The following is a 20,135-nucleotide window of genomic DNA, read 5'->3' as shown; positions in this document are numbered from 1 at the left end:
GGGACATCAGTCATTACCTGATGCACCGCTACAACTGGATCAGGCCGCATCAATTCAACGATGGGCTACCGCCTGCGGTGGCCGAAGAAAAACTTAACCCACTGTCCGGGATGGGTTGACCACTACACGAACATACTTTCAAATGTCCGAGTACTAGCCCTGCGGTAAGCATCGAGAATAATGTCAATGCCGCGCGCCTAAGTTCGTCTTGTGCGGTCTGTTGCGCGAGAATGGTGTGATAGTTCTTTTAACTCCCTAAATCGGGTAGTTACGTTTCAATGATATGGCCAGCTTAGTTTGCTTGGCTTTCTACGCAGCCGCCTCCTGTACAAGCCCATGTTGGGTATGCATTCTTATATTTAATTCAACTTTATTAGCCTGCCTTAAAGTAGGGCCGGCACGCGTAGCTCATCTGTAAAAATAGGCCCAAAGCTGGCGGGCGCATGACCAGAAGATCATTACATTTTTGTAAGCTTCTTGAAAAATCGAAACCTCAACATTCTTGGCTTGTCCGTTGTCAGGTGACACCCAGCTGACTGGTCTCTATTCCTCAAACAAGCCAACGGGCGCTGAGTTTGGGAAAGCGTTCCAGCGGCAGCCCACCATTAAAGAGGAATAAGTTTATGCAAATGTCTTACTGGCGATTTGCTGCGATGGTAGCGACGTCGACGGTTATCATGTTTGGCGTCATGTATCTAAATACTTACGCGTTTGAACATGTTCTATGGAGCGAGACCCGCGCTTGGATGGCGTTGGTGATGGGCGCTGTGATGGCAGTAGTAATGCTCACATTCATGCTTAATATGTATAAGCGGAAATCGGTGAACATTGCGATATTCGCAGGAAGTGCAGCGGCTTTTGCTATTGCGCTGTGGCTTGTTCGTAGCCAGGCAACGGTTGGCGACACGGAATACATAAAGGCCATGATTCCTCACCATTCCATAGCCATCATGACAAGCGAACGCGCTCAGATTTCAGACCCTCGCGTCCGTAAACTGGCTGACGAAATCATTGAGGCTCAGCGCCGCGAAATCGCTGAAATGAAGTTCCTGATCAATGTTCTAGAGAAGGCCAACTGAGACAAAAGTATCGAGCACCTTCTTTGCCCAGGATCGTCCTCCCTGGAAACAATCATGACCTTCGCTCTGCTGGTCACTGGTGACCCGGCTCGTGGTGAGGCTTGGATAAGCGACAATGCGTGCCCCCCTACCTGAAGAAACAGTAAGCGCGCGTGACGCTATAGGAAGCCCGACATTCCGTCTATTGACCCGCAGCCAATCCCTGCGATGGGCAGTCGCGGGCGCGAATAATAGGTTTATCCTGAACGTGAGAGCACCAAGCGTTGGAAAAGATTTTCGGCGAGATTAAAAGAATAAGCGCTACCCTGACAGACAGATTTTCTCTCTGAACCAGGGCAGCGGGTCGGTGTTTTAAGCGGCCATGCGCTCACACTCTTCTGCACATTTCATGCACGCTTTGGCGCACTCTTGGCAGTGATCCATTTGGTGCTTCGCGCATTCCTCCCCGCATGCTCGGCAGATCTTGGCACAAAGGGCACAGAATTCTTTAGCGTACTCACTTTCGCGGCTCATCAGGGTGGCAGCCAACTTACAGATGTCCGCGCAATCGCGGTCAAGCTCGATGCATCGAGCCATCATTTTGACGTCATCCTCGCGCAGGCAAGCAGAGGCGCATGTTTCGCATACCAGGGCACAGTTCGAACAAGCTTGGATGCAGGAAGCGAACATTGAATTTGTCATTGCGTTCTCCAGGGTTCGATAGTTGTATGTCGTCATTGCCTGCTAGCAGAATAAACCTCATCGGCGAGTTAGCGGGCACACAAAATACGACAGGCCCATGTCGAACCCGTTTCGATCAACTTCATTACAATGCTGTAAGGTTCTCCCTGAAACGAGAAATATATGCGGGAGGGCAGCTACGGGTCCGCTAATGATCCAAACCGCTTAATAACCTGGCCGGTTTCGCTAGTCTGCTTTAGAAGGCTAGAGGAAATATGAGATGGCTCCCTGTCGGGACAACGGGGAGCAGCATTCATTGGACCTAGGACCGGTCTCAGCTTAGCTGAGCTGGTTCCTTGGAAGCCCGGTCAATACCGCATCAGGCTATGCCGGCGCTTAGTGCTCATGTTGCTTCCCGTCTGCGTGCACATGGGTTTTCGAAGCAGGCTTGCCTTTCGCATCGGTACTATCACTGCCATTGCTGTGCTCTACCGCCTGGGGCTCGTCGGAAGCGTGATGGTCATCGCTTTCGTTATTACCATGATGACCGGAGCCTGATTCGCCGGTTGATTCACCTGAGCTGTTAGAGCCATGGTGATCCGAGCCGCCACTGTCGTCCTGATGATGGTCGTCCGAGGCCATCTCACCGTGTTGTTCACCGTGCCCTGCTGGGGTCTCCCCACCACCATGCTGGTGACCACCGCTAGACGCAACGAGCGCTCGATACGCTCCTTCGTCTAGGTCAGGGAGTTTTTGCAGAAAAGCCACAATTCCCCAGATGTATGGGTCAGCCATGCTTTTACCCCATGCAGGCATCCCAGTGGCCTTAATGCCATGTTTGATGACCCAAAACGTCTTCGCTGGGTCATCATAGATCCCTGCTTTAGCCAAGTTGGGTGGAGAGGGATAAAGGCCATTACTTAGCTCGGTCTCAGCTATGCCTGGCGCCAAATGACAACCCACACACATCGAGTCGTAGTTCCCCGCCCCGGCACGGATCTGGTCTTCATCGGCGAGGGATGGTACTGCTATATCGTCGGAGCGAACCTCAATCGAGCGATTGCGAGCAGTTTCAAGGAAAGTGTGCACGGCTCCCGTATGAGGGTCATCCGCGGCAACACTGATCAGCCCCGAGAAGACAACTCCGGCCACAACCAAAAGGCCTAATGCGCAGAAGGCAACGAAGCTAACAATCATTCGTTTCATCGAAGACCCTTAAAACCAGACCCGAATGCCAGCAACGAACCGCGCTTCATCTGCGTCTTCGCCTTCATCTCTCGCCATATCGGCCGTATTGCCGTACGCACGGCTCCACGTGACACCGATGTATGGTGCGAACTCACGAACGATTTCGTACCGTAGGCGTAACCCCACCTCGGTGTTCGCAAGGCCAGCGCCTACCCCGCGCGCAGGGTCGTCCTTGCCGTAGAGGTTGAGCTCGGCAGTTGGTTGGAGGATTAATCGATTAGTGAGGAGGATGTCGTATTCGCCTTCCAAGCGAGCTGCTGTCTGGCCACCTTCACCAACGAAGGCGGTGGCTTCCGCCTCAAACCTATACAGAGCCATCCCCTGGACGCCTAAAGCCGCCCACGTTTGTGGCGACTCGGGCTTAAAGTCCTGGCGAACCCCCGCTACCACATCCCACCATGGGCTGATGGCACGCCCGAAGAGCGCTTGGATCTCTGCGTCTTCAGTCACGCCATTGGTTCGCTCACCTTCCGAGCGAAACCAGAACCGATTGATATCACCACCAACCCAGGCGGTAGCTTCCCAACTGAGGGTGCTACCTTCATCTGCGTTCTGGTACTCAAGCTGATCTAGCAGAAGGAACCAGGCCAGATACTTGTCATGGACCGTATGTCCCTGAAGCCCTTGGAATGCTGCTTCCCGATCCGCATCGGTCAATACGGGAATGAACGAGGGATGAACCATGCCAGGCATTTCGAGCGTATCGTCATGCTTCATCTGGCCATGGTTCATCTTGCTATGGTCCATGGCACCATGCCCCATTGCGGAGTGGTCCATTTGCCCGCCGGATTCATTATCCATGGCAGCGGGCTTGGCAGCTGATGCAGGCGCTTGAGCTGGTGGAGTAGGCGATGTTTGATGCATCGAGTGATCCATCATCTCGGCTGCATTAGCTACTCCTCCAACCATAGCGTTGAACGAAACTCCGAGCGCAATCAGAGCAAAGCGAGAAGTTCTAGTGGTCATGGTGAGAATCCACCTCAGTACCAGTAGCCTTTGAGTCATGATTCATCTTGCCGTGGTCCACCCCACCATGGTCCATCGAGCCATGATCCATGTCGCCGTGGCTCATTTGTGAGCTAGAGGTTTCTTGCGACTGGGATGCCGGCTTGCTGTCTGAACTCTGCGAAGAGGATGACGACTGCTTATGCTGATCATGGTCGTCCCCTCCGAACGCGGCAGATGTTTGCAGTGCGCTCAGAAGACCAAACATCAAGGCACCGCCAATAAGAGTTTTGCGCTTCATAGTTGTTCTCATGATAAATCCCCTTTACTCGTCCACTCGAACTTCGCGGAACATGCCCATTTCCATGTGAAGCAACAGGTGGCAGTGATAGGCCCAGCGACCTAGCGCATCAGCAGTGACTCGATAGCTGCGCCTCGAGCCTGGGGGCATGTCGATAGTGTGTTTGCGAACCATGAACTTCCCATCCTCATCTTCGAGGTCGCTCCACATACCATGGAGGTGAATGGGATGGGTCATCATGGTGTCGTTGACTAAAGTGATGCGTACCCGCTCGCCATATTTGAGACGCAGTGGCTCAGAATCAGAGAACTCAATGCCGTCAAATGACCAGGAGAATTTCTCCATGTGACCGGTGAGATGCAGTTCGATCGTCCGGCTGGGCTCACGGCCGTCCGGATCGGGGAAAGTGCTTCTCAGGTCAGCGTAGGTTAGGACTCGGCGGCCATTGTCGCGTAAGCCAATGCCAGGATCGTTCAGCCTATGTGTCGGGCTCATGGTCTGCATGTCGACCAACGGGTTATTGGACTCTGATGGCGGGTGCGATTGCATACCTGCGCCCATTCCAGCCATTGCAGAGTGGTCCATCCCAGACATCCCAGCCATTTTGCTGTGATCCATCCCGGACATGGCGCCCATCCCACCCATCCCCTGCATGTCACCGTGGTCCATGCCGGACATGTTGCTATGGTCCATTGCGGCCATATCGCCCTGCATGCCGCCGCCGTGGTCCATGCCAGCCATGCCGCCCATGCTGCCGTGGTCCATCCCCATGTCTTCCATGGTAATAAGCGGTCGAGGATCGGTTTCTGGAACAGGCGCGCTCAACCCTTCGGCAACGGCTAACGTGCCACGGGCGTAACCGGTGCGGTCCATCGATTGAGCGAAGATCGTGTATGCCTCTTCGGTCGCAGGCTCGACAATCACGTCGTAAGTTTCAGCCACTGCTATGCGGAACTCGTCGACGCTAACCGGATTGACGTATTGGCCATCGGCTGCGACTACAGTCATCTTCAGCCCTGGAATGCGGACATCGAAATAACTCATGGCCGAGCCGTTGATGAAGCGCAGACGAAGCTTCTCACCTGGCTTAAAGATCCCGGTCCAGTTCCCGTCGGGTGCTTGGCCGTTCATTAGATAGGTATAGGTGTAGCCGCTTACGTCGGCGAGGTCGGTGGGACTCATATTCATCTGAGCCCACATTTTCCGATTCGCAATCGTGGCCGCCCAGCCGTCTTCGCTCACATCGTTAATGAAGTCTCCGACAGTGCGCTTGTGGAAGTTGTAATAATCGGACTGCTTCTTGAGCTTAGAAAGGATTCGAGCGGGATCCTCATCGGACCAATCAGTCAACATCACCACATAGTCGCGGTCATAGCTAAACGGCTCGGGATCCTTCGCATCGATGACCAACGGGCCATAGACACCAAGCTGCTCTTGTAGGCCTGAATGACTGTGGTACCAATAGGTACCGTTCTGTTTAACCTGAAACTTATATACATACATGCCATCGGGAGCGATGCCGTGGAAGCTCAATCCAGGCACGCCATCCATGTTGGCCGGCAAGATCATGCCGTGCCAGTGAATCGATGTATCTTCGCTCAGCTTATTCCTGACTCGCAGCGTGACGGTATCCCCTTCACGCCAACGTAGAAGCGGCCCAGGGATAGTCCCATTGATAGTCATCGCCGTCCGGGCCGCGCCGGTGATGTTGACCGGCGTCTCGCCAATCATTAGATCGAACTCCGTGCCGGTTAGTACGCTGGGCTGGCCGGGGCTACTCACTGCCCAGACCGGAGCTCTCCACAAGCCAAGACCGCCAAGGAGGCCTGCGGCAGTCAAGCCTTTAACAAAGGTTCGCCTAGAGGTTTTACGTTGCATGTGTACGTTCCAATCAAGCTAAGGAGCTAAGCCGAAACCAGCCCTAAGGGTGGTGTTGCCAGCGTTAATTGATCTTAGAAGCTCGCGCACGGTCTGTCTTATCAAGCGACTCGCCTTTAAATCGTAAAGATGGCATACCTGAGGAAGAGGCGTGATTACATTTTTGTAAGCTTAAAGCGCACCAGAAAGCGCCCAAGAAATCGCTGCCTTCCGTCCATAATTATTCCGGCCACCTTAAGATTGGTTTCATTAAGTCGCAGGCGTGATAAGAGCCGTTTAAAAATGATGTGATTTAATAATCACATCTCCGACAGAAATGAGCGATTTTCTAGGGTTTTTTGATGCTCCTTTAGTCTTTTAGCGCCTTTTTCAGGCACGAACAAAGGTAGGAGATTCAATAATTATCAATCTCAGCCATTGAAGATGGATTGTATTTTTAACTAGCCAACACAAGGCGTATCTGCTTGGTGCGGGGATGCTAGGTCATCTTTCACGTGACAAGGCTCAACGTAGCTAATACCGGCTTCGTCGGTTCTTCCAACAAATGTTGCAAGTGCCAACACCATGGCAGCTACAACATTCGTAGAAGCTGCCATAGCTCAAATAGGCGCGTGGTCAAATTTTGCGTAAGGTTTCGCTTCAGCAATTAGCGTGAGCGCGCTTCGCTGAAGATGCCTTTGTGGCTACCTCTTGGCCTTGGTCCTTCTGGTCAGCCTGATAACTAGCGATAGCTACTTGGCGAGCCTGCTCCATACGAGCAAAGGTACGATCACCACCACCTTCCGCCATTGCATAGGAAGAGCTTGCTGCGATGGCGAGCAGTACAGAAAGGGATCTGAAAACTTTCATTACTTGTTACCTCGTTCGAAGACACGGAAGACCCAGCGCAGCTCCATAAGCAGAGGCTTGGGCTTGTGTCTAAGCTAACCGAGCGTTCCTGTCAGAACCCTGATCTAGACATTACGGTTTCGTCAGTAATGCAGACCAAACGGTGCAGGTTGCGTGTGTCGAATAATAGGTCTTGTTTCCACCCGGCAAAAAAAAGGCGCCATCTAGGCGCCGATAGGCCAAAGGAGCATGGAAAGCCCAAAGAGCAGAGTATGGGAGCAACTGCTGATGCAGACGTTAACGCTTTAAGCTGTCAAACAGATGATGCGAGCATTACGTTTTTGTAAGGTACTGGCTGCACGCACAAACAATGGCACACTGTTCTAAACGCTAGCTGGAGTACTTTCATGAAGCTTCTTGTCGCTGAAGACGAGCCAAAAACGGGCACCTATCTACAGCAGGGGCTCTCAGAGGCAGGCTTCACGGTCGATCGAGTTGAGAACGGGACCGATGCTGCTCAGCACGCACTTCATACCGCATACGACCTGCTCATTTTAGACGTGATGATGCCTGGCTTGGATGGGTGGCAGGTTTTGCAGAAAGTTCGCGATGCCGGTAATGAGGTGCCTGTGCTCTTTCTCACCGCCCGAGACGGGGTTCAGGATCGAGTAAAGGGGTTGGAGTTGGGCGCTGATGATTATCTCATCAAGCCATTTGCATTCTCCGAACTGCTAGCCAGGATCCGTACGTTGCTTCGCCGCGGCAGCCATGCCCCCAACCAAACGATACTCAAGCTTCTCGACCTTGAGATGGACTTGCTGAGACGTCGGGTTACGCGCTCAGGGAAACGCATAGACCTAACTGCAAAGGAATTCTCACTCCTTGAGCTATTGCTTAGGCGTCGCGGGGAAGTGCTCTCAAAATCACTTATCGCCTCCCAAGTATGGGACATGAATTTCGACAGCGATACCAATGTGATCGAGGTGGCGGTACGCCGGCTGAGAGCAAAAATTGATGATGAGTTCGAGCCAAAGCTCATACAAACCGCTCGTGGGATGGGCTATTTAATCGACGCGCCAGACGCCTAGGGTGTAATAGTCTCTATCTTCTCGCGATGGACCAAGCTGCTCGATCACTTGGCCGAGCCTAGCCTTCCGAGTTGTACTTCTTCAGTGGCTGCAGACAGAAGATGGGGGCTCTGCGGGGCGCTATCAAAAGGTCAGTGGATTTGATACTAGTGCCCGTTCGGCGCTTAGTTTTGCCATCTTTGCCGACCGCAAGCAAATCACCGGTCGCGACAGCCATATGGAGAGCCTGCTTTACGCGAAGCTCATCAGCCATGGTGTAGTTAGTCAGTCTGCTCATCAGGCCCAGAAAGGTTGCTGTTCTATTTCGTAGACCTGCTTAGGCAATAATTCTGAAGGCTCGCCGCGGATGCGGTCATCGGCGGCATCGTGGCTCAACGGACGTAAAGCCTGCAAGAGCTGCTGAGCCACCAACCATGCGGCTGTGAACGCTGCCTGATCGGCGCATTCAACCTTCGGCCCAGAAATCATCCTTTCGCACCAAACCAAACTCATCCTGATTGGTGTCAAGTTCATCATCGAACATAGTGTTGACCATTCGCTCGCGACGAAGCATGGCCAGCGTTCGGAAAAAGCATGATTCACAAAGGTGAATCTCATAGCGCTCGCCATCATGCTTTGAACCGTACCCCCAGCAAGCTCGAAGAAAGCCGAACTGGTGGCCATAGCCCTCAACGCGTGTGCTCTGGCAACAAGTGTCGCAAGTAACGTCTGAGGTCGTTTCCGTCGGCTCGGTAGTAACGTGGCGCATGATCATCAGCTCCAACGAGAGGATGGCTTTAGGCTGCCACTCAACTTATCAATCGATATAAGCGGCATTCAAAAGGGACCCGGGAGATTTACCTCGAACTGACGAGGGTAGCGTATATCGGCACGCCCATATATTCGAGCGTGGAATCCCCTTGTGGGTCAAAAGGTTAGATCGGAATTGAGTGAGATTTCCCCTTTTCTGGGCATGCCCGCCGAATCAAAGCTAGCATCCTGCGGATGCGATCTCATATGGCATCAGGCTGAAAGCAACATATCAGATCATTCGATATCACTGGCTTTGCGCCAATGTCGGTCTACTGTTGTAGTCCCCAATCCGAGCCTGCGAGCTATCTCTGCTTTGGTAAGACCCTCAGATTGCAGGGATTGGATGGCTCGTCGGTTTTGCTCAGCGCGCCGACCTCTTACCCCCTGATTAGCCCTTGTGCCGGCCTCGCTACGAAGCCTTCCGACCCTAACATACTCCTTGAGCAGTATCTCTTGCGTTGCCTGATATTCCTCTAATCTCAACGCTGCCAAGCGAGCTTCCACAGTAAGAAGCACGAGGCTGGGGGTAACCCCTAAGCATTCACACAACGAAGCGAGTTTCACAATGGAGATGCTTTGATGTCCTCGTTCCACACTGGCGAGATACTCCCGGCTAAGCGCCCGAGAGCAATCCTCACGCCTTAGCCCGGCATCGACTCGAATTTCTCTTAGCGTGTGCCCAAGAGCCTCCAAATACTCCATCTCTCTTCCGTGCGTCCACAAAAGAGATCATAAGGCCATGCTTTGACACCCCACATCGCTGGGCTATAACATGTATAAGTGGGGGTCTGAGTTATACGTCTAGGCCCCATCGCATCGCCCGCTCCGTGGACTGTGCCCCATCGTTGGGTGAGCGGAGCCCGCGTCGGCAACTCGTCGTTGGGCTTGTCTAACTCGCGTCACTCACCACGGAGCAACTAGTGATATACGCGCTTGACCTTGCGAGCCGCGAAGTACACGCAATGCCGCAATGTGAAATTGAGGGTCCTTGCTTCTTGGCAACGATTACCTCAATTCATACAGGCAGGCGCAACCGCGCGGCCATAATTCGATGCGCCTTCGAACTTCAACATTACCTTCAGTTCGCCAAGGACGTAATCATTGAGAAGCTGCAGATGTTATGCCCACCAACGGTGACCAGCAGAGACATCTGGAGCTTGGAGGATCTGGTGCAGATCGTCTTGTTCAAAGGCGTAGAAACAGGTGAGTCTGCAGTGGTTTATCGAACGTCGGCAGGTTCGTATAAGTTGGGCAATCTGGACCTCCGCAGAAAGAAAACCACTCGTGTCTTGTACTCGGAGCAGCATCTGCGCGCTCACGCTCCCCAAACTTCGAACCCTGTCTGGGACATGAGCGAACCCTTCCTTTACGCCGCCGTACGGTAAAGCCCACAACGTTGCAGCTGTTCTGACGCTCATAGAGAGCACCCATATCCGGCCTAGGAGGAAGCTCAATGCCAGATATCGAGCTAGCCGCTCAAGCGTTGGCGAGCGCCCACAAAATTGTCTGCTTTTCCGGCGCTGGGATTTCTGCAGAAAGCGGAATTCCTACTTACAGAGACAAGATGACAGGATTGTGGGAACGGTATAGTCCGCAAGAGCTAGAAACCGCGAAAGCATTTCGAGAAAACCCCAAGTTAATCTGGGGGTGGTATTTGTGGCGGCGTAAGCAAGCTGCGCAAGCTCAGCCCAATGCCGCGCATTTGGCGTTGCACAACATGGTCAGCTTGGGGAAAAAGGTTTCGGTTATCACCCAGAATATCGACGACCTGCACGAGAGAGCAGGCTCTCAGGATGTAGTGCATCTGCATGGAAACCTAAACACTCCCAAGTGCTTCGCTTGTCATAGGCCAGCCGGTATGGCTCAGGTGGAAGACATCGTTCCTGAAGAAGGCGCTTTGATCGATCCTCCGCGATGTGGCAGGTGTGGCGGAAGGCTACGTCCTGGAGTGGTTTGGTATGGCGAAAATCTGCCGAAAGATGCCTGGAAATCAGCGATGTCGTTGGTAAAAGATTGTGACGTGCTAATTTCAGTCGGCACATCGGGGGTTGTTTTTCCTGCGGCGAAACTACCGGACATCGCTTTGTCTGCTGGCTCAACCGTTATTCATGTGAACACGCTTGATGTGGGGCTTGGCAACTCAAATGAGCTCATGCTCATAGGCCGAGCTTCAGAGGTGCTTCCACAGCTATTCGCAGCTATGGCTAGCGGGGCATAGCACGATGACTATGCCTCGTGAACGAGCTAACAGCATGGTCAGTGCAGGCGAGTTTTTGGCTGATCTTGCTAAAGACAAAAATCTGCCCGACCTTGTTCGAAAGCGAGCCAAACAGCTGCTTCGTCACTACCCTAGCGCGCAGGAAATTTGGAGCGCTGGACGGCTGGAAATGCTCAGACAGCAAGAAATTGCACAGCTTTCCGACAACGCCGTTTTGCTTCCTTCAGTCCTCGCCGTTTGGCCTTGTTGCGAAACATTTTTCAGCGACGCCCAAGGGCAGGATGAGCAGCCTGGTAACGGGTCGCAGGCTAAGGTGCTTGCACTGAGTGAGAGAGTGGTAGTAGCAAATAAGCCAGTCCGAGTTGAGCCAGCGAGCGAAGATTTTTTTCAATGGGCTGCTCAACTCCTGCGGCCTATCGCAAGGGTTCATGGAGCGTGCCTGCATCCGGATTACCAATATTTTGTTATACGACGAGCACAGGCGTTGGCGTATGCAAGTGAAGTCCTTGGATCTTTTGACCTCGCTGAGGATTGGATAGAAAAACCCGCGTTAGGTCTCGGCAAACGCCAGCCCTGCGCGCTCCTGCTGAGCCGAGAAGGGTATGCGCTTGTCATGGATTTGTTGACGAAGATTGAGTACGGAATCTATTAAGCCCGTAAGGAACTGCTTGCCACCACGCATTGATTGGCTATTGACGCCTGACTGGTTTCTCCCGCAACTCAAGGAGCCCTTGGCGACGCCGAGTTCGCACGTCACATGTAGTCCGCCTGCGGACCGCAATTCAGGGGCACCACCATGTCCATGGTTGAAGAACGCATGGCCGCTATTGGCCGCATTCGTGAGTTCTTAGAAGAATTGTCCAGGGACCATCCTTGCCTGAATCGATACGCCTCTGGGCTAAACGCCTTCTAAAGACATTACCCCCAAGCTGGCGATATCTGGTTAGTAGGTAGGCTTGAAGAGCGGCGTAGAGAAGAGCTGTCCTTGCTAACGAACAAATATTGGCCAATGCATCCTGTGCTGGTTACTTGTTTAGTGGGAGCCGACGTTTTGCTCAGCCACGCGGTGCCATAGAAACAGAGAACGGCGCGCAGGGACATTCGCTGGACATTCAGGCGCGCTACGACGATAGCTTGAATTTGCCAGATCAGTAGGGACCCTTGCGCGATACGACCAGATTTATGTGGAGACAGCTCTTGAACATTAAGCCGATTCGTTCCGATGATGAGCTAACCGCCGCCTTAGCGCGCTTGACGCAACTTTGGGGTGCTGACATCGATAGCTCAGAGGGCAGGGAGCTGGGAGTACTGGCGATGCTGATCGAGAAATACGAACGCCAACACTATCCGCTGCCGCCATCTGATCCAATCGAGGCCCTGAAATTTCGTATGGACCAGCGGCTAATACGCCGTTAAGCCTGATCACTTTATGGCGACAAGAGCCGGCTGTTTCGCCTGAACGCATAGTTTGCCCACCGTGCACTTCGGGTGTTCGTCTAGCGTTGGCGAAATCCGGTGCGGCGACGGCGGAGCGTACACAAAATTCCGGTCGGTTGCGCCTGGATGGTCTGCGAATCTGCGATATACAAAATCCGGACCCCATGAGCCCACATCGCAGGGCGCTCACCGATTCCGGTCACGGTTGCCTTGGTGGTTTACGATCACGTCTCGTCGAAGTCTGATCCATTGCGCCCCAGAAATGGCTGAATAGTGTTACCAGTTCCGGTCCTCTGGCCGGTTAGCCGCTTTCACCCGTTTCGCCCCTTTGCGGCTAGAGCACGCATGACCCGTTTCAGCGTCTTAGCCTGAGAAAACAGTGCGAATGAGCTTATTCAACAGCCGTGTTTGGCCAAGACGTTCGGAGCGCATGCCTCCTGTGCTCGAAAAACTGGACGACAACGGCATCACATTTCAAGTGTTATGCTCGTTATTGCCAAGCTTCAATGCCGACCGCATCCATTCCGGCATATTACAGGCCTGGAGGTTGGACAATTCTTCGCTGCTCAGCGTGCTGGTAATCTTGGAAACCACGGGGGCAGACAGCCCTTCTTTCCCGATGTAATAAAGGGCGGTGAGCGCCATTCCTATTTTCGTTCCGGCATGCTGCAGGCGAATACTTGAGACATGTCTAAGTCGAACCACTGCGTTGCCAATTCTTATTTCGCGCGTATAACCACTGGTGTACAAGGTTGGTAACACCTGCATCTGCGTGCTCAGGCCCAGCCTCCGAATGGCCTCCGCGCCGTGCATTTGAAGCGTCTCGCCGTTTGCCTTCGCAATAAGGTCTAGGACACTCAGCGGGCTGGCGCGAACCCTACCACCGGTGTACTTGCTTTGCTTTGGCCGCATGTAGACGCCGCGAACAACCCGCTCGAGCAAGCCCGACTGCACCAGTCGGGAAAGTGCTTTATGGACCGCCGCTCGGGAGCCGACCTGCGCAAACACTGCGCCAGAAAAAGGCTTACCCTTTTTCATACGCTTGATTCGACTCGAAATGGTTGCTGATATTGAGATAACGACCTCTCAATTCAAAATTAAGAGCTGATGATAACGTTATTTTTGCGAATATTTACCATATACATCAATGGCTTATCCATCTGATTGACACCGCTTGTCGCCGTATCGCTGCTAATACTTCAGATCAAAACGATGGCCATGGTAGGCACCCAGGCTGCTCGAGATATAGTCCTCAGCACTATAAGCACTCACACAACGCAGTGAGTTTCCGAGAGACACTTTGATGCTATCGCTCCACACACGCGATTACATCGCTCACATGCCGCGGCCGAATCGGCTGACAGCACTACGCAACCTGGAGATTGCTTTCGACTACTACAACGAAGAGCATCCGCACAGCGCCCTGAAGTACCGTTCGCCTCGGGAGTTTAGGCGGCTGACCGCAACATCAACTTAACGGGGATGCGGTGTCCGGTTTGGGAGGGGCAAGTACACCTGACTACATTCTCCCCGCGCAACTCAAGCGGGCCTAGGCCAAGTCGAGTTCGAAACGTCACTCGCAGTGGGAGCAGCTGCTAGGTTCATTTTCCTATGAAAAAGCCTTGAAAACCCTAGCGATGAATCCCTGCCCCTGCGGCTACCTGGGCGATCCGAGTGGCCGCTGTCGCTGCTCGCCGGATCAGATCCAGCGCTACCGAGGCAAGCTCTCAGGCCCACTGCTTGATCGCATCGACCTACACCTCACCGTTGCACGCGAAGCCACCGCGCTGAACGCGCCACCCGCAACCAACGACAATACCGCCGTGGTCGCTGAGCAGGTCGCTCAGGCAAGGCGCATTCAACTGGCCCGTCAGGGCTGCGCGAACGCCTTTCTCGATCTCACCGGATTGCGCACTCATTGCCAACTGCAGGCCGACGACCAGCAATGGCTGGAGCGCGCCTGTGAGCGACTCGGGCTTTCACTGCGGGCGGCGCACCGGATTCTCAAAGTCGCGCGGACCTTGGCGGACCTGCAACAGGATGCGTTCATCGGCCGCCGGCACCTGGCCGAAGCGCTGCAATACCGGCCGGGTAGCCAGGCATCCTGAGGCGCGATGCGGCCGCTGGATGGGTTTCACCGTGCGGTTCCGACAGGCGAATCACGGTTTGGCAGAAGCGTGCCGCAATACGCCGAATTGTGCGGTCACATCCTGTAAGCCCTCGTGGCGACGGCCCTTCGCCCGGTCGGACGACGGTCGCTATGTTAGAGTGCACCCCCTTTCGCCACAGGCGGCCCACTCCCTTTCGGTATCAAGGAGCGCAGCATGGAGGCCAAAAAGTCTTCCTCTTCCACCATCAACCCTCCCGTCTTTTTCGGCTCTGCCGTACTGATTCTCGCGCTGGTGATCTATAGCGTTGCCTTTTCAGAACATGCGCAAACGCTGTTTGGCGACGTCCAGGCCTGGATCATCGCCAACCTCAGTTGGCTATACATCCTGGCGGTGGCCATCATCCTGCTGATGGTGGTGATCGTCGCCTTGAGCCGTTACGGCGATATCAAGCTCGGCCCCGATCATAGTGAACCTGATTACAGCAGCCTGACTTGGTTCGCCATGCTGTTTTCCGCTGGCATGGGCATCGGCCTGATGTTCTTCGGCGTCGCCGAGCCGGTGATGCACTTCCTCTCGCCGCCCGTTGGTGAAGGCGGCACGGTTGCCGCCGCGCGCGAGGCGATGAAGATCACCTTCTTCCATTGGGGTCTGCATGCCTGGGCGGTCTATGCCATCGTGGCGATGATTCTGGCCTACTTCGCCTATCGCCATGATCTGCCGCTGACCCTGCGCTCGGCGCTCTACCCGCTCATTGGCGAGCGCATCTACGGCCCCATCGGCCATGCCGTGGATATCTTCGCCATCATCGGCACCGTGCTGGGCGTCGCCACCTCGTTGGGGCTGGGCGTCACGCAGATCAATACCGGCCTCAACCATCTGTATGGCCTGCCCATTTCCGTACCGGTGCAGATCGGCCTGATTGTCGCCACGACATTGTTGGCGACCATCTCCGTCGTCACCGGCCTGGACAAGGGCGTGCGGCGGCTTTCGGAATTGAACCTGACTCTTGCCGCGCTATTGATGCTGCTGGTTCTGATAGCAGGCCCGACGGTGTTCATCCTGCAGACCTTCGTGCAGAACACCGGCAATTACTTCTCGCAGATCGTTACCGCCACCTTCAATCTTTACGCCTACGAGCCGAACGACTGGATCGGTGGCTGGACCCTGTTCTACTGGGGCTGGTGGCTGGCCTGGTCGCCCTTCGTCGGGCTGTTCATCGCGCGCATTTCCCGTGGCCGGACGATTCGAGAGTTCGTCGCCGGCGTGCTGCTGGTGCCGACCGCTTTCACCCTGTTGTGGATGACCGTGTTCGGCGATACCGCCATTCACATGATTCTCTGGGAACACGTGACCAGTCTGGGCGAGGCCATCGACCGCGACAGCTCACTGGCCCTGTTCGCCTTCCTCGAACATTTCCCGTTCGCCTCCGTGCTTTCACTGGTGGCAATCGTCATGGTGGTGGTGTTCTTCGTCACCTCGGCGGACTCCGGTGCGCTGGTGGTGGACATGCTCGCGTCCGGCGGCCAGGAAGGCACGCCGGTCTGGCAGCGGGTCTTCTGGGCCGGCTCCATGGGCGCGGTGGCTATCGCGCTGCTGCTGGCCGATGGTCTGACCGCATTGCAAACCGCCACCATCGCCAGCGCCCTGCCCTTCACCCTCGCGCTGCTGTGCTCGATGTGGGGCCTGCTCAAGGCCTTGCGCCTGGATGCCACCAAACAGGGGTTGCGCTACCAGGCGATCACCACCTCACCGACCACGCCGCGCGCCTACAGCGACTGGCAGCGACGCTTGAGCAATCTGACGAAGTTTCCACGACGCCCCGACGTGGTGCGCTTCATCGCCGACGTGGCTCGTCCCGCCTGTGAAGCAGTTGCCGAGGAGATTCGCAAACAAGGCTACGGCGCAACCGTCGAACAAGGCGAAGACCGCCGCGTCCGCATCGAAATCACCCATGAAGGCGAGCCTGACTTCATCTACGAAATACGCCCCCGCGCCTATGCGATGCCGAGCTTCGTGCCCAGCAACGAAGACGACGAGCCCGGCGAACGTAAGTATTTCCGCGCCGAAGTCCACCTCAAGGAAGGCGGCCAGGACTACGACGTCATGGGCTGGAGCCGCGAAGGCGTGATCGGCGACATCCTCGATCAGTACGAGAAGCACATGCACTTCTTGCATATGGTGCGGTAGCCGCAAGCTGCTTCGCACGGTGGATCGCGCTTCATCGCTCCACCGTGCGTAGTGGCAGCTCCGGCCTGTTAAACTCCCGCCCCGCCCTCAGACACCCGAACGACCATGTCCCGACTCAATCCCCGGCAGCAGGAAGCCGTGAACTACGTCGGCGGCCCCATGCTGGTGCTCGCCGGCGCCGGTTCCGGCAAGACCAGCGTGATCACCCGCAAGATCGCCTACCTGATCCAGCAGTGCGGCATCCGCGCGCAATACATCGTCGCCGTGACCTTCACCAACAAGGCCGCGCGCGAAATGAAGGAGCGCGTCAGCAGCCTGCTACGCGGCGGCGAAGGGCGCGGGCTCACCGTGTCGACCTTTCACAACCTGGGCCTGAACATCATCCGCAAGGAATACGCCAAACTCGGCTACAAGCCGGGCTTCTCGATCTTCGACGAGGGCGACATCAAGGCGCTGCTGACCGACATCATGCAGAAGGAATACTCGGGCGACGACGGCGTCGACGAGATCAAGAATTACATCGGCAGCTGGAAGAACGACCTGATCACGCCCGAGGAGGCACTGGGCAGCGCGCGCAATCCCAAGGAGCAGACCGCCGCCATCGTCTACACCCACTACCAGCGCACGCTCAAGGCGTACAACGCGGTGGATTTCGACGACCTGATCATGCAGCCGGTGAAGCTTTTCCAGGATCACCCCGAAGTGTTGGAGAAGTGGCGCAACAAGGTTCGCTACATGCTGGTGGACGAATATCAGGACACCAACGCCAGCCAGTATCTGCTGGTGAAAATGCTGGTGCAGGAACGCGCGCATTTCACCGTGGTGGGCGATGACGACCAATCGATTTACGCCTGGCGCGGCGCCCGCCCGGAAAACCTGATGCAGCTCAAGGATGACTTCCCCTCGCTGAAAGTGGTGATGCTCGAGCAGAACTACCGCTCCACCAGCCGCATTCTGAAGTGCGCAAACGTGCTGATTGCCAACAACCCTCACGCCTTCGAGAAGCAGCTGTGGTCGGAAATGGGCCATGGCGACCCGATCCGTGTGATTCGCTGCCGCAACGAGGAAGCCGAAGCCGAGCGCGTGGCGATGGAAATCCTCACGCTGCACCTCAAGACCGAGCGGCCCTACAGCGACTTCGCCATCCTCTATCGCGGCAACTACCAGGCCAAGCTGATCGAGCTGAAGCTGCAGCATCACCAGATTCCCTATCGCCTGTCCGGCGGCACCAGCTTCTTCGGCCGCCAGGAAGTGAAGGACCTGATGAGCTACTTCCGCCTGCTAGTCAACCCCGACGACGACAACGCCTTTCTCCGCGTGATCAACGTACCGCGCCGGGAGATCGGCTCCACCACCTTGGAAAAGCTCGGCAACTACGCCACCGCGCGCAAGATTTCCATGTACGCCGCCTGCGACGAAATCGGCCTGGGCGAGCTGCTGGACAGCCGCTTCACCGACCGCCTCTCACGCTTCAAGCGCTACATGGACAACCTGCGCCAGCAGTGCGCGCAGAACGACCCCATCGCCGCGCTGCGCAGCATGGTCATGGACATCGACTACGAGACCTGGGTCCGCAGCCAGACCTCCAGCGACAAGGCCGCGGACTTCCGCATGGGCAACGTCTGGTTCCTTATCGATGCGCTGAAGAACACCCTCGAGCGCGACGAAGAAGGCGAGATGACCATCGAGGAAGCCATCGCCAAGCTGGTGCTGCGCGACATGCTCGAACGCCAGCAGGAAGAGGAAGAAGGCGCCGAGGGCGTGCAGATGATGACGTTGCATGCGTCCAAGGGGCTGGAATTCCCGTACGTATTTATCCTCGGCATGGAAGAGGAAATCCTCCCGCACCGCTCCAGCATCGAGGCCGACACCATCGAGGAAGAACGCCGCCTGGCCTACGTCGGCATCACCCGCGCACGGCAGAACCTGGCCATGACCTTCGCCGCCAAGCGCAAGCAGTACGGCGAAATCATCGAATGCATGCCCAGCCGCTTCCTCGACGAATTGCCTCAGGAAGATCTGGAATGGGAAGGCCAGGAAGACGCGCCGGTGGAAGTCAAAGCGGCGCGCGGCAACGACGCGCTGGCGGCGATGCGGGCGATGTTGAAGCGATAAAGGCGGCATGCTGTAGGGTGGGCTTCAGCCCACCAACCACCTAAAGCTACGCCAACAACCACTATCGTCTGCTACTGGTGGGCTGAAGCCCACCCTACGGCGCTAGAAACCGCTGAAACCGTAGCCTGGGATTAGCCGAAGGTGTAATCCGGGTTGCGAAGGCGCAACTCGTATATCGAAACAGCCAGTGGAAGCCGCGCAGCGTTCCATTGATCCGCCCATCAACCACTGACGATGCTTTCCAGCTCGTTCGCCGCCGCGCGCAGGCGTGGCACGAAATTCAGCAGCGGCTCCATCGCGCAGCGGATCACCGGGGCATGGGTAAACAGGCAGGCCTTCAGCTCGCCGCGTGCGTCCCGCACCGGCACGGCGCAGGCGACCATGCCGTCGATGAACTCCTCCGAATCAGTGGCCAGATCCTCTTCGCGAATCCGCGCAAGATCGTCGCGCAGGGCGCTGAGGTCGGTGATGGTATTGCGTGCCAGTTGGCGGATCGGCAGACGCGGCAGGATTCGCTCCAGTTGCTCGTTGGGCAGCGACGCCAAGTAAAGCTTGCCGCTGGCGGTGCACCAGAGCGGCGTATGGCTGCCGATGGGCAGGTTGATCTGCAACGGCCAGTTGGTCTGCACACGGTCGAAATAGAGCATGTCCAGGCCATCGGGCACGGACAGTCCGCAGGTCTCGCCGATTTCTTCCGACAGCTGGCGCAGGATCGCCTGGCGCAACGCCTTGTGCCGACCGCTGCCAAGGATGTTCACCGCAGTGGCGTGCAGACGGTCGCCCGGCAGCAAGCCGCCGCGCAGGCCGAATTGCAGGAAGCCCTCTTTCTCCAGCGTTTGCACCAGCCGATGGGCGCTGGCTTTGGGAATATCGAGCTTCTCCGCCAAGGCGCTGGGCGTCAGTGGTTCCGCAGCGCTAGCCACCGCTTCGATGATTTCCAGCACGCGGGTGATGGAAGAGCCTTTTTCACGGGGGGTACTGCGCATCACCTGCCCTGTCGTTGAAGGAATAAAGCGCGCCATGGCGCGACGCGAGTGTATCGACCGGCGCCACCAGCGCAACCGTTGACCCCATTGAGCCGGTCCGTTTGGGCCGAACGATGGGTTACACGCCGGTGGGCTGAAGCGGAACGCCGCCCGACCACCCTACAGAGGGAACTGCCATCACTATCGGGTTCGCTTAGACGCCGCACCCGTAGGGTGGGCTTCAGCCCACCAGCTGCGCGCAACATTCGAATCGGCAAGCGAA

The 20,135-nt window shown here is 55.9% G+C and carries 16 protein-coding genes and 3 pseudogenes; 9 read left to right on the top strand and 10 right to left on the bottom strand.

All coding sequences use genetic code 11. The features are described 5' to 3' along the window. Positions 1-623: 623 nt before the first annotated feature. The gene (locus tag E0D86_RS18440) at positions 624-1,079 is read left to right on the top strand and encodes a DUF305 domain-containing protein (protein WP_131651487.1); all 456 of its coding nucleotides are present in this window, start codon (positions 624-626) and stop codon (positions 1,077-1,079) included. Positions 1,080-1,430: 351 nt separating this feature from the next. On the opposite strand, the gene E0D86_RS18435 is transcribed toward E0D86_RS18440, so the two are convergent. From E0D86_RS18435 to E0D86_RS21695, 6 genes are all read right to left on the bottom strand, one after another. Continuing rightward, positions 1,431-1,760 carry a four-helix bundle copper-binding protein gene (locus tag E0D86_RS18435; protein ID WP_131651486.1) on the bottom strand — a complete coding sequence of 110 codons (330 nt, stop codon included), beginning with the start codon at positions 1,758-1,760 and terminating at the stop codon, positions 1,431-1,433. Between the two features lie 375 nt (positions 1,761-2,135). Beyond that, complete coding sequence (locus E0D86_RS18430; RefSeq protein WP_131651485.1) at positions 2,136-2,945, bottom strand: cytochrome c; 810 nt, start codon at positions 2,943-2,945, stop codon at positions 2,136-2,138. 9 nt (positions 2,946-2,954) lie between these two features. Beyond that, positions 2,955-3,953 (bottom strand): copper resistance protein B, encoded by a 999-nt coding sequence (locus tag E0D86_RS18425; protein ID WP_131651484.1) that lies wholly within the window; start codon positions 3,951-3,953, stop codon positions 2,955-2,957. Beyond that, positions 3,943-4,233 (bottom strand): hypothetical protein, encoded by a 291-nt coding sequence (locus tag E0D86_RS18420; RefSeq protein ID WP_177493068.1) that lies wholly within the window; start codon positions 4,231-4,233, stop codon positions 3,943-3,945. The genes E0D86_RS18425 and E0D86_RS18420 overlap by 11 nt, the downstream gene beginning before the upstream one ends. 24 nt (positions 4,234-4,257) lie before the next feature. Beyond that, positions 4,258-6,111, bottom strand: a complete 1,854-nt coding sequence (locus tag E0D86_RS18415; RefSeq protein ID WP_131651482.1) for a copper resistance system multicopper oxidase — start codon at positions 6,109-6,111, stop codon at positions 4,258-4,260. Between the two features lie 639 nt (positions 6,112-6,750). Beyond that, positions 6,751-6,960, bottom strand: coding sequence for a co-regulatory protein PtrA N-terminal domain-containing protein (locus E0D86_RS21695; protein WP_131651481.1), 210 nt, complete (start codon positions 6,958-6,960; stop codon positions 6,751-6,753). Between the two features lie 386 nt (positions 6,961-7,346). Between E0D86_RS21695 and E0D86_RS18405 the strand changes: the two genes are divergently transcribed. Beyond that, positions 7,347-8,027 carry a heavy metal response regulator transcription factor gene (locus tag E0D86_RS18405; protein ID WP_131651480.1) on the top strand — a complete coding sequence of 227 codons (681 nt, stop codon included), beginning with the start codon at positions 7,347-7,349 and terminating at the stop codon, positions 8,025-8,027. A 445-nt stretch (positions 8,028-8,472) separates the two neighbouring features. On the opposite strand, the gene E0D86_RS21690 is transcribed toward E0D86_RS18405, so the two are convergent. Further along, positions 8,473-8,781: a hypothetical protein gene (locus E0D86_RS21690; protein WP_131651479.1), complete on the bottom strand. Its 309-nt coding sequence runs from the start codon at positions 8,779-8,781 to the stop codon at positions 8,473-8,475. A gap of 272 nt (positions 8,782-9,053) precedes the next feature. Further along, complete coding sequence (locus tag E0D86_RS18390; RefSeq protein WP_131651478.1) at positions 9,054-9,521, bottom strand: helix-turn-helix domain-containing protein; 468 nt, start codon at positions 9,519-9,521, stop codon at positions 9,054-9,056. Between the two features lie 751 nt (positions 9,522-10,272). Between E0D86_RS18390 and E0D86_RS18380 the strand changes: the two genes are divergently transcribed. The 3 genes and pseudogenes from E0D86_RS18380 to E0D86_RS18370 form a co-directional block, all read left to right on the top strand. Further along, positions 10,273-11,037 carry an NAD-dependent protein deacylase gene (locus tag E0D86_RS18380; protein WP_131651477.1) on the top strand — a complete coding sequence of 255 codons (765 nt, stop codon included), beginning with the start codon at positions 10,273-10,275 and terminating at the stop codon, positions 11,035-11,037. Between the two features lie 4 nt (positions 11,038-11,041). Continuing rightward, positions 11,042-11,689, top strand: coding sequence for a BPSL0761 family protein (locus E0D86_RS18375; protein WP_131651476.1), 648 nt, complete (start codon positions 11,042-11,044; stop codon positions 11,687-11,689). Between the two features lie 545 nt (positions 11,690-12,234). Then, a pseudogene (locus E0D86_RS18370) lies at positions 12,235-12,435 on the top strand (type II toxin-antitoxin system HigA family antitoxin); the annotation flags it as partial. A gap of 513 nt (positions 12,436-12,948) precedes the next feature. On the opposite strand, the gene E0D86_RS18365 reads toward E0D86_RS18370, so the two are convergent. After that, positions 12,949-13,551, bottom strand: coding sequence for a DUF6088 family protein (locus tag E0D86_RS18365; RefSeq protein ID WP_256681268.1), 603 nt, complete (start codon positions 13,549-13,551; stop codon positions 12,949-12,951). Positions 13,552-13,795: 244 nt separating this feature from the next. Between E0D86_RS18365 and E0D86_RS18360 the strand changes: the two are divergent. The 4 genes and pseudogenes from E0D86_RS18360 to rep all read left to right on the top strand — a co-directional run. Further along, positions 13,796-13,951: pseudogene (locus tag E0D86_RS18360) on the top strand (integrase core domain-containing protein); the annotation flags it as partial. 157 nt (positions 13,952-14,108) lie between these two features. Next, a pseudogene (locus E0D86_RS18355) lies at positions 14,109-14,582 on the top strand (ATP-binding protein); the annotation flags it as partial. A 216-nt stretch (positions 14,583-14,798) separates the two neighbouring features. Continuing rightward, positions 14,799-16,772, top strand: coding sequence for a choline BCCT transporter BetT (locus E0D86_RS18350; RefSeq protein WP_131651474.1), 1,974 nt, complete (start codon positions 14,799-14,801; stop codon positions 16,770-16,772). Positions 16,773-16,877: 105 nt separating this feature from the next. Then, positions 16,878-18,887: a DNA helicase Rep gene (rep, locus tag E0D86_RS18345; RefSeq protein WP_131651473.1), complete on the top strand. Its 2,010-nt coding sequence runs from the start codon at positions 16,878-16,880 to the stop codon at positions 18,885-18,887. Positions 18,888-19,108: 221 nt separating this feature from the next. On the opposite strand, the gene E0D86_RS18340 is transcribed toward rep, so the two are convergent. Beyond that, positions 19,109-19,873: an IclR family transcriptional regulator gene (locus tag E0D86_RS18340; RefSeq protein WP_131651472.1), complete on the bottom strand. Its 765-nt coding sequence runs from the start codon at positions 19,871-19,873 to the stop codon at positions 19,109-19,111. Positions 19,874-20,135 lie beyond the last annotated feature (262 nt).

The sequence above is a fragment of the Pseudomonas sp. IC_126 genome (assembly GCF_004331835.1).
GTDB lineage: Bacteria > Pseudomonadota > Gammaproteobacteria > Pseudomonadales > Pseudomonadaceae > Stutzerimonas.
Note: the sequence above shows the minus strand (reverse complement) of the source record. Positions and strands in the feature narration are given on the sequence as shown.

What these genes read in the sequence shown, in the direction of transcription:
- E0D86_RS18405 (WP_131651480.1), top strand. Translation starts at nt 7,347, where the DNA reads ATGAAGCTTCTTGTCGCTGAAGACGAGCCAAAAACGGGCACCTATCTA.
- E0D86_RS18340 (WP_131651472.1), bottom strand. Translation starts at nt 19,873, where the DNA reads ATGCGCAGTACCCCCCGTGAAAAAGGCTCTTCCATCACCCGCGTGCTG.
- E0D86_RS18415 (WP_131651482.1), bottom strand. Translation starts at nt 6,111, where the DNA reads ATGCAACGTAAAACCTCTAGGCGAACCTTTGTTAAAGGCTTGACTGCC.
- E0D86_RS18420 (WP_177493068.1), bottom strand. Translation starts at nt 4,233, where the DNA reads ATGAAGCGCAAAACTCTTATTGGCGGTGCCTTGATGTTTGGTCTTCTG.
- E0D86_RS18380 (WP_131651477.1), top strand. Translation starts at nt 10,273, where the DNA reads ATGCCAGATATCGAGCTAGCCGCTCAAGCGTTGGCGAGCGCCCACAAA.
- E0D86_RS18440 (WP_131651487.1), top strand. Translation starts at nt 624, where the DNA reads ATGCAAATGTCTTACTGGCGATTTGCTGCGATGGTAGCGACGTCGACG.
- E0D86_RS18435 (WP_131651486.1), bottom strand. Translation starts at nt 1,760, where the DNA reads ATGACAAATTCAATGTTCGCTTCCTGCATCCAAGCTTGTTCGAACTGT.
- E0D86_RS18350 (WP_131651474.1), top strand. Translation starts at nt 14,799, where the DNA reads ATGGAGGCCAAAAAGTCTTCCTCTTCCACCATCAACCCTCCCGTCTTT.
- E0D86_RS18390 (WP_131651478.1), bottom strand. Translation starts at nt 9,521, where the DNA reads ATGGAGTATTTGGAGGCTCTTGGGCACACGCTAAGAGAAATTCGAGTC.
- E0D86_RS18425 (WP_131651484.1), bottom strand. Translation starts at nt 3,953, where the DNA reads ATGACCACTAGAACTTCTCGCTTTGCTCTGATTGCGCTCGGAGTTTCG.
- E0D86_RS21695 (WP_131651481.1), bottom strand. Translation starts at nt 6,960, where the DNA reads ATGAAAGTTTTCAGATCCCTTTCTGTACTGCTCGCCATCGCAGCAAGC.
- E0D86_RS21690 (WP_131651479.1), bottom strand. Translation starts at nt 8,781, where the DNA reads ATGATCATGCGCCACGTTACTACCGAGCCGACGGAAACGACCTCAGAC.
- rep (WP_131651473.1), top strand. Translation starts at nt 16,878, where the DNA reads ATGTCCCGACTCAATCCCCGGCAGCAGGAAGCCGTGAACTACGTCGGC.
- E0D86_RS18430 (WP_131651485.1), bottom strand. Translation starts at nt 2,945, where the DNA reads ATGAAACGAATGATTGTTAGCTTCGTTGCCTTCTGCGCATTAGGCCTT.
- E0D86_RS18375 (WP_131651476.1), top strand. Translation starts at nt 11,042, where the DNA reads ATGACTATGCCTCGTGAACGAGCTAACAGCATGGTCAGTGCAGGCGAG.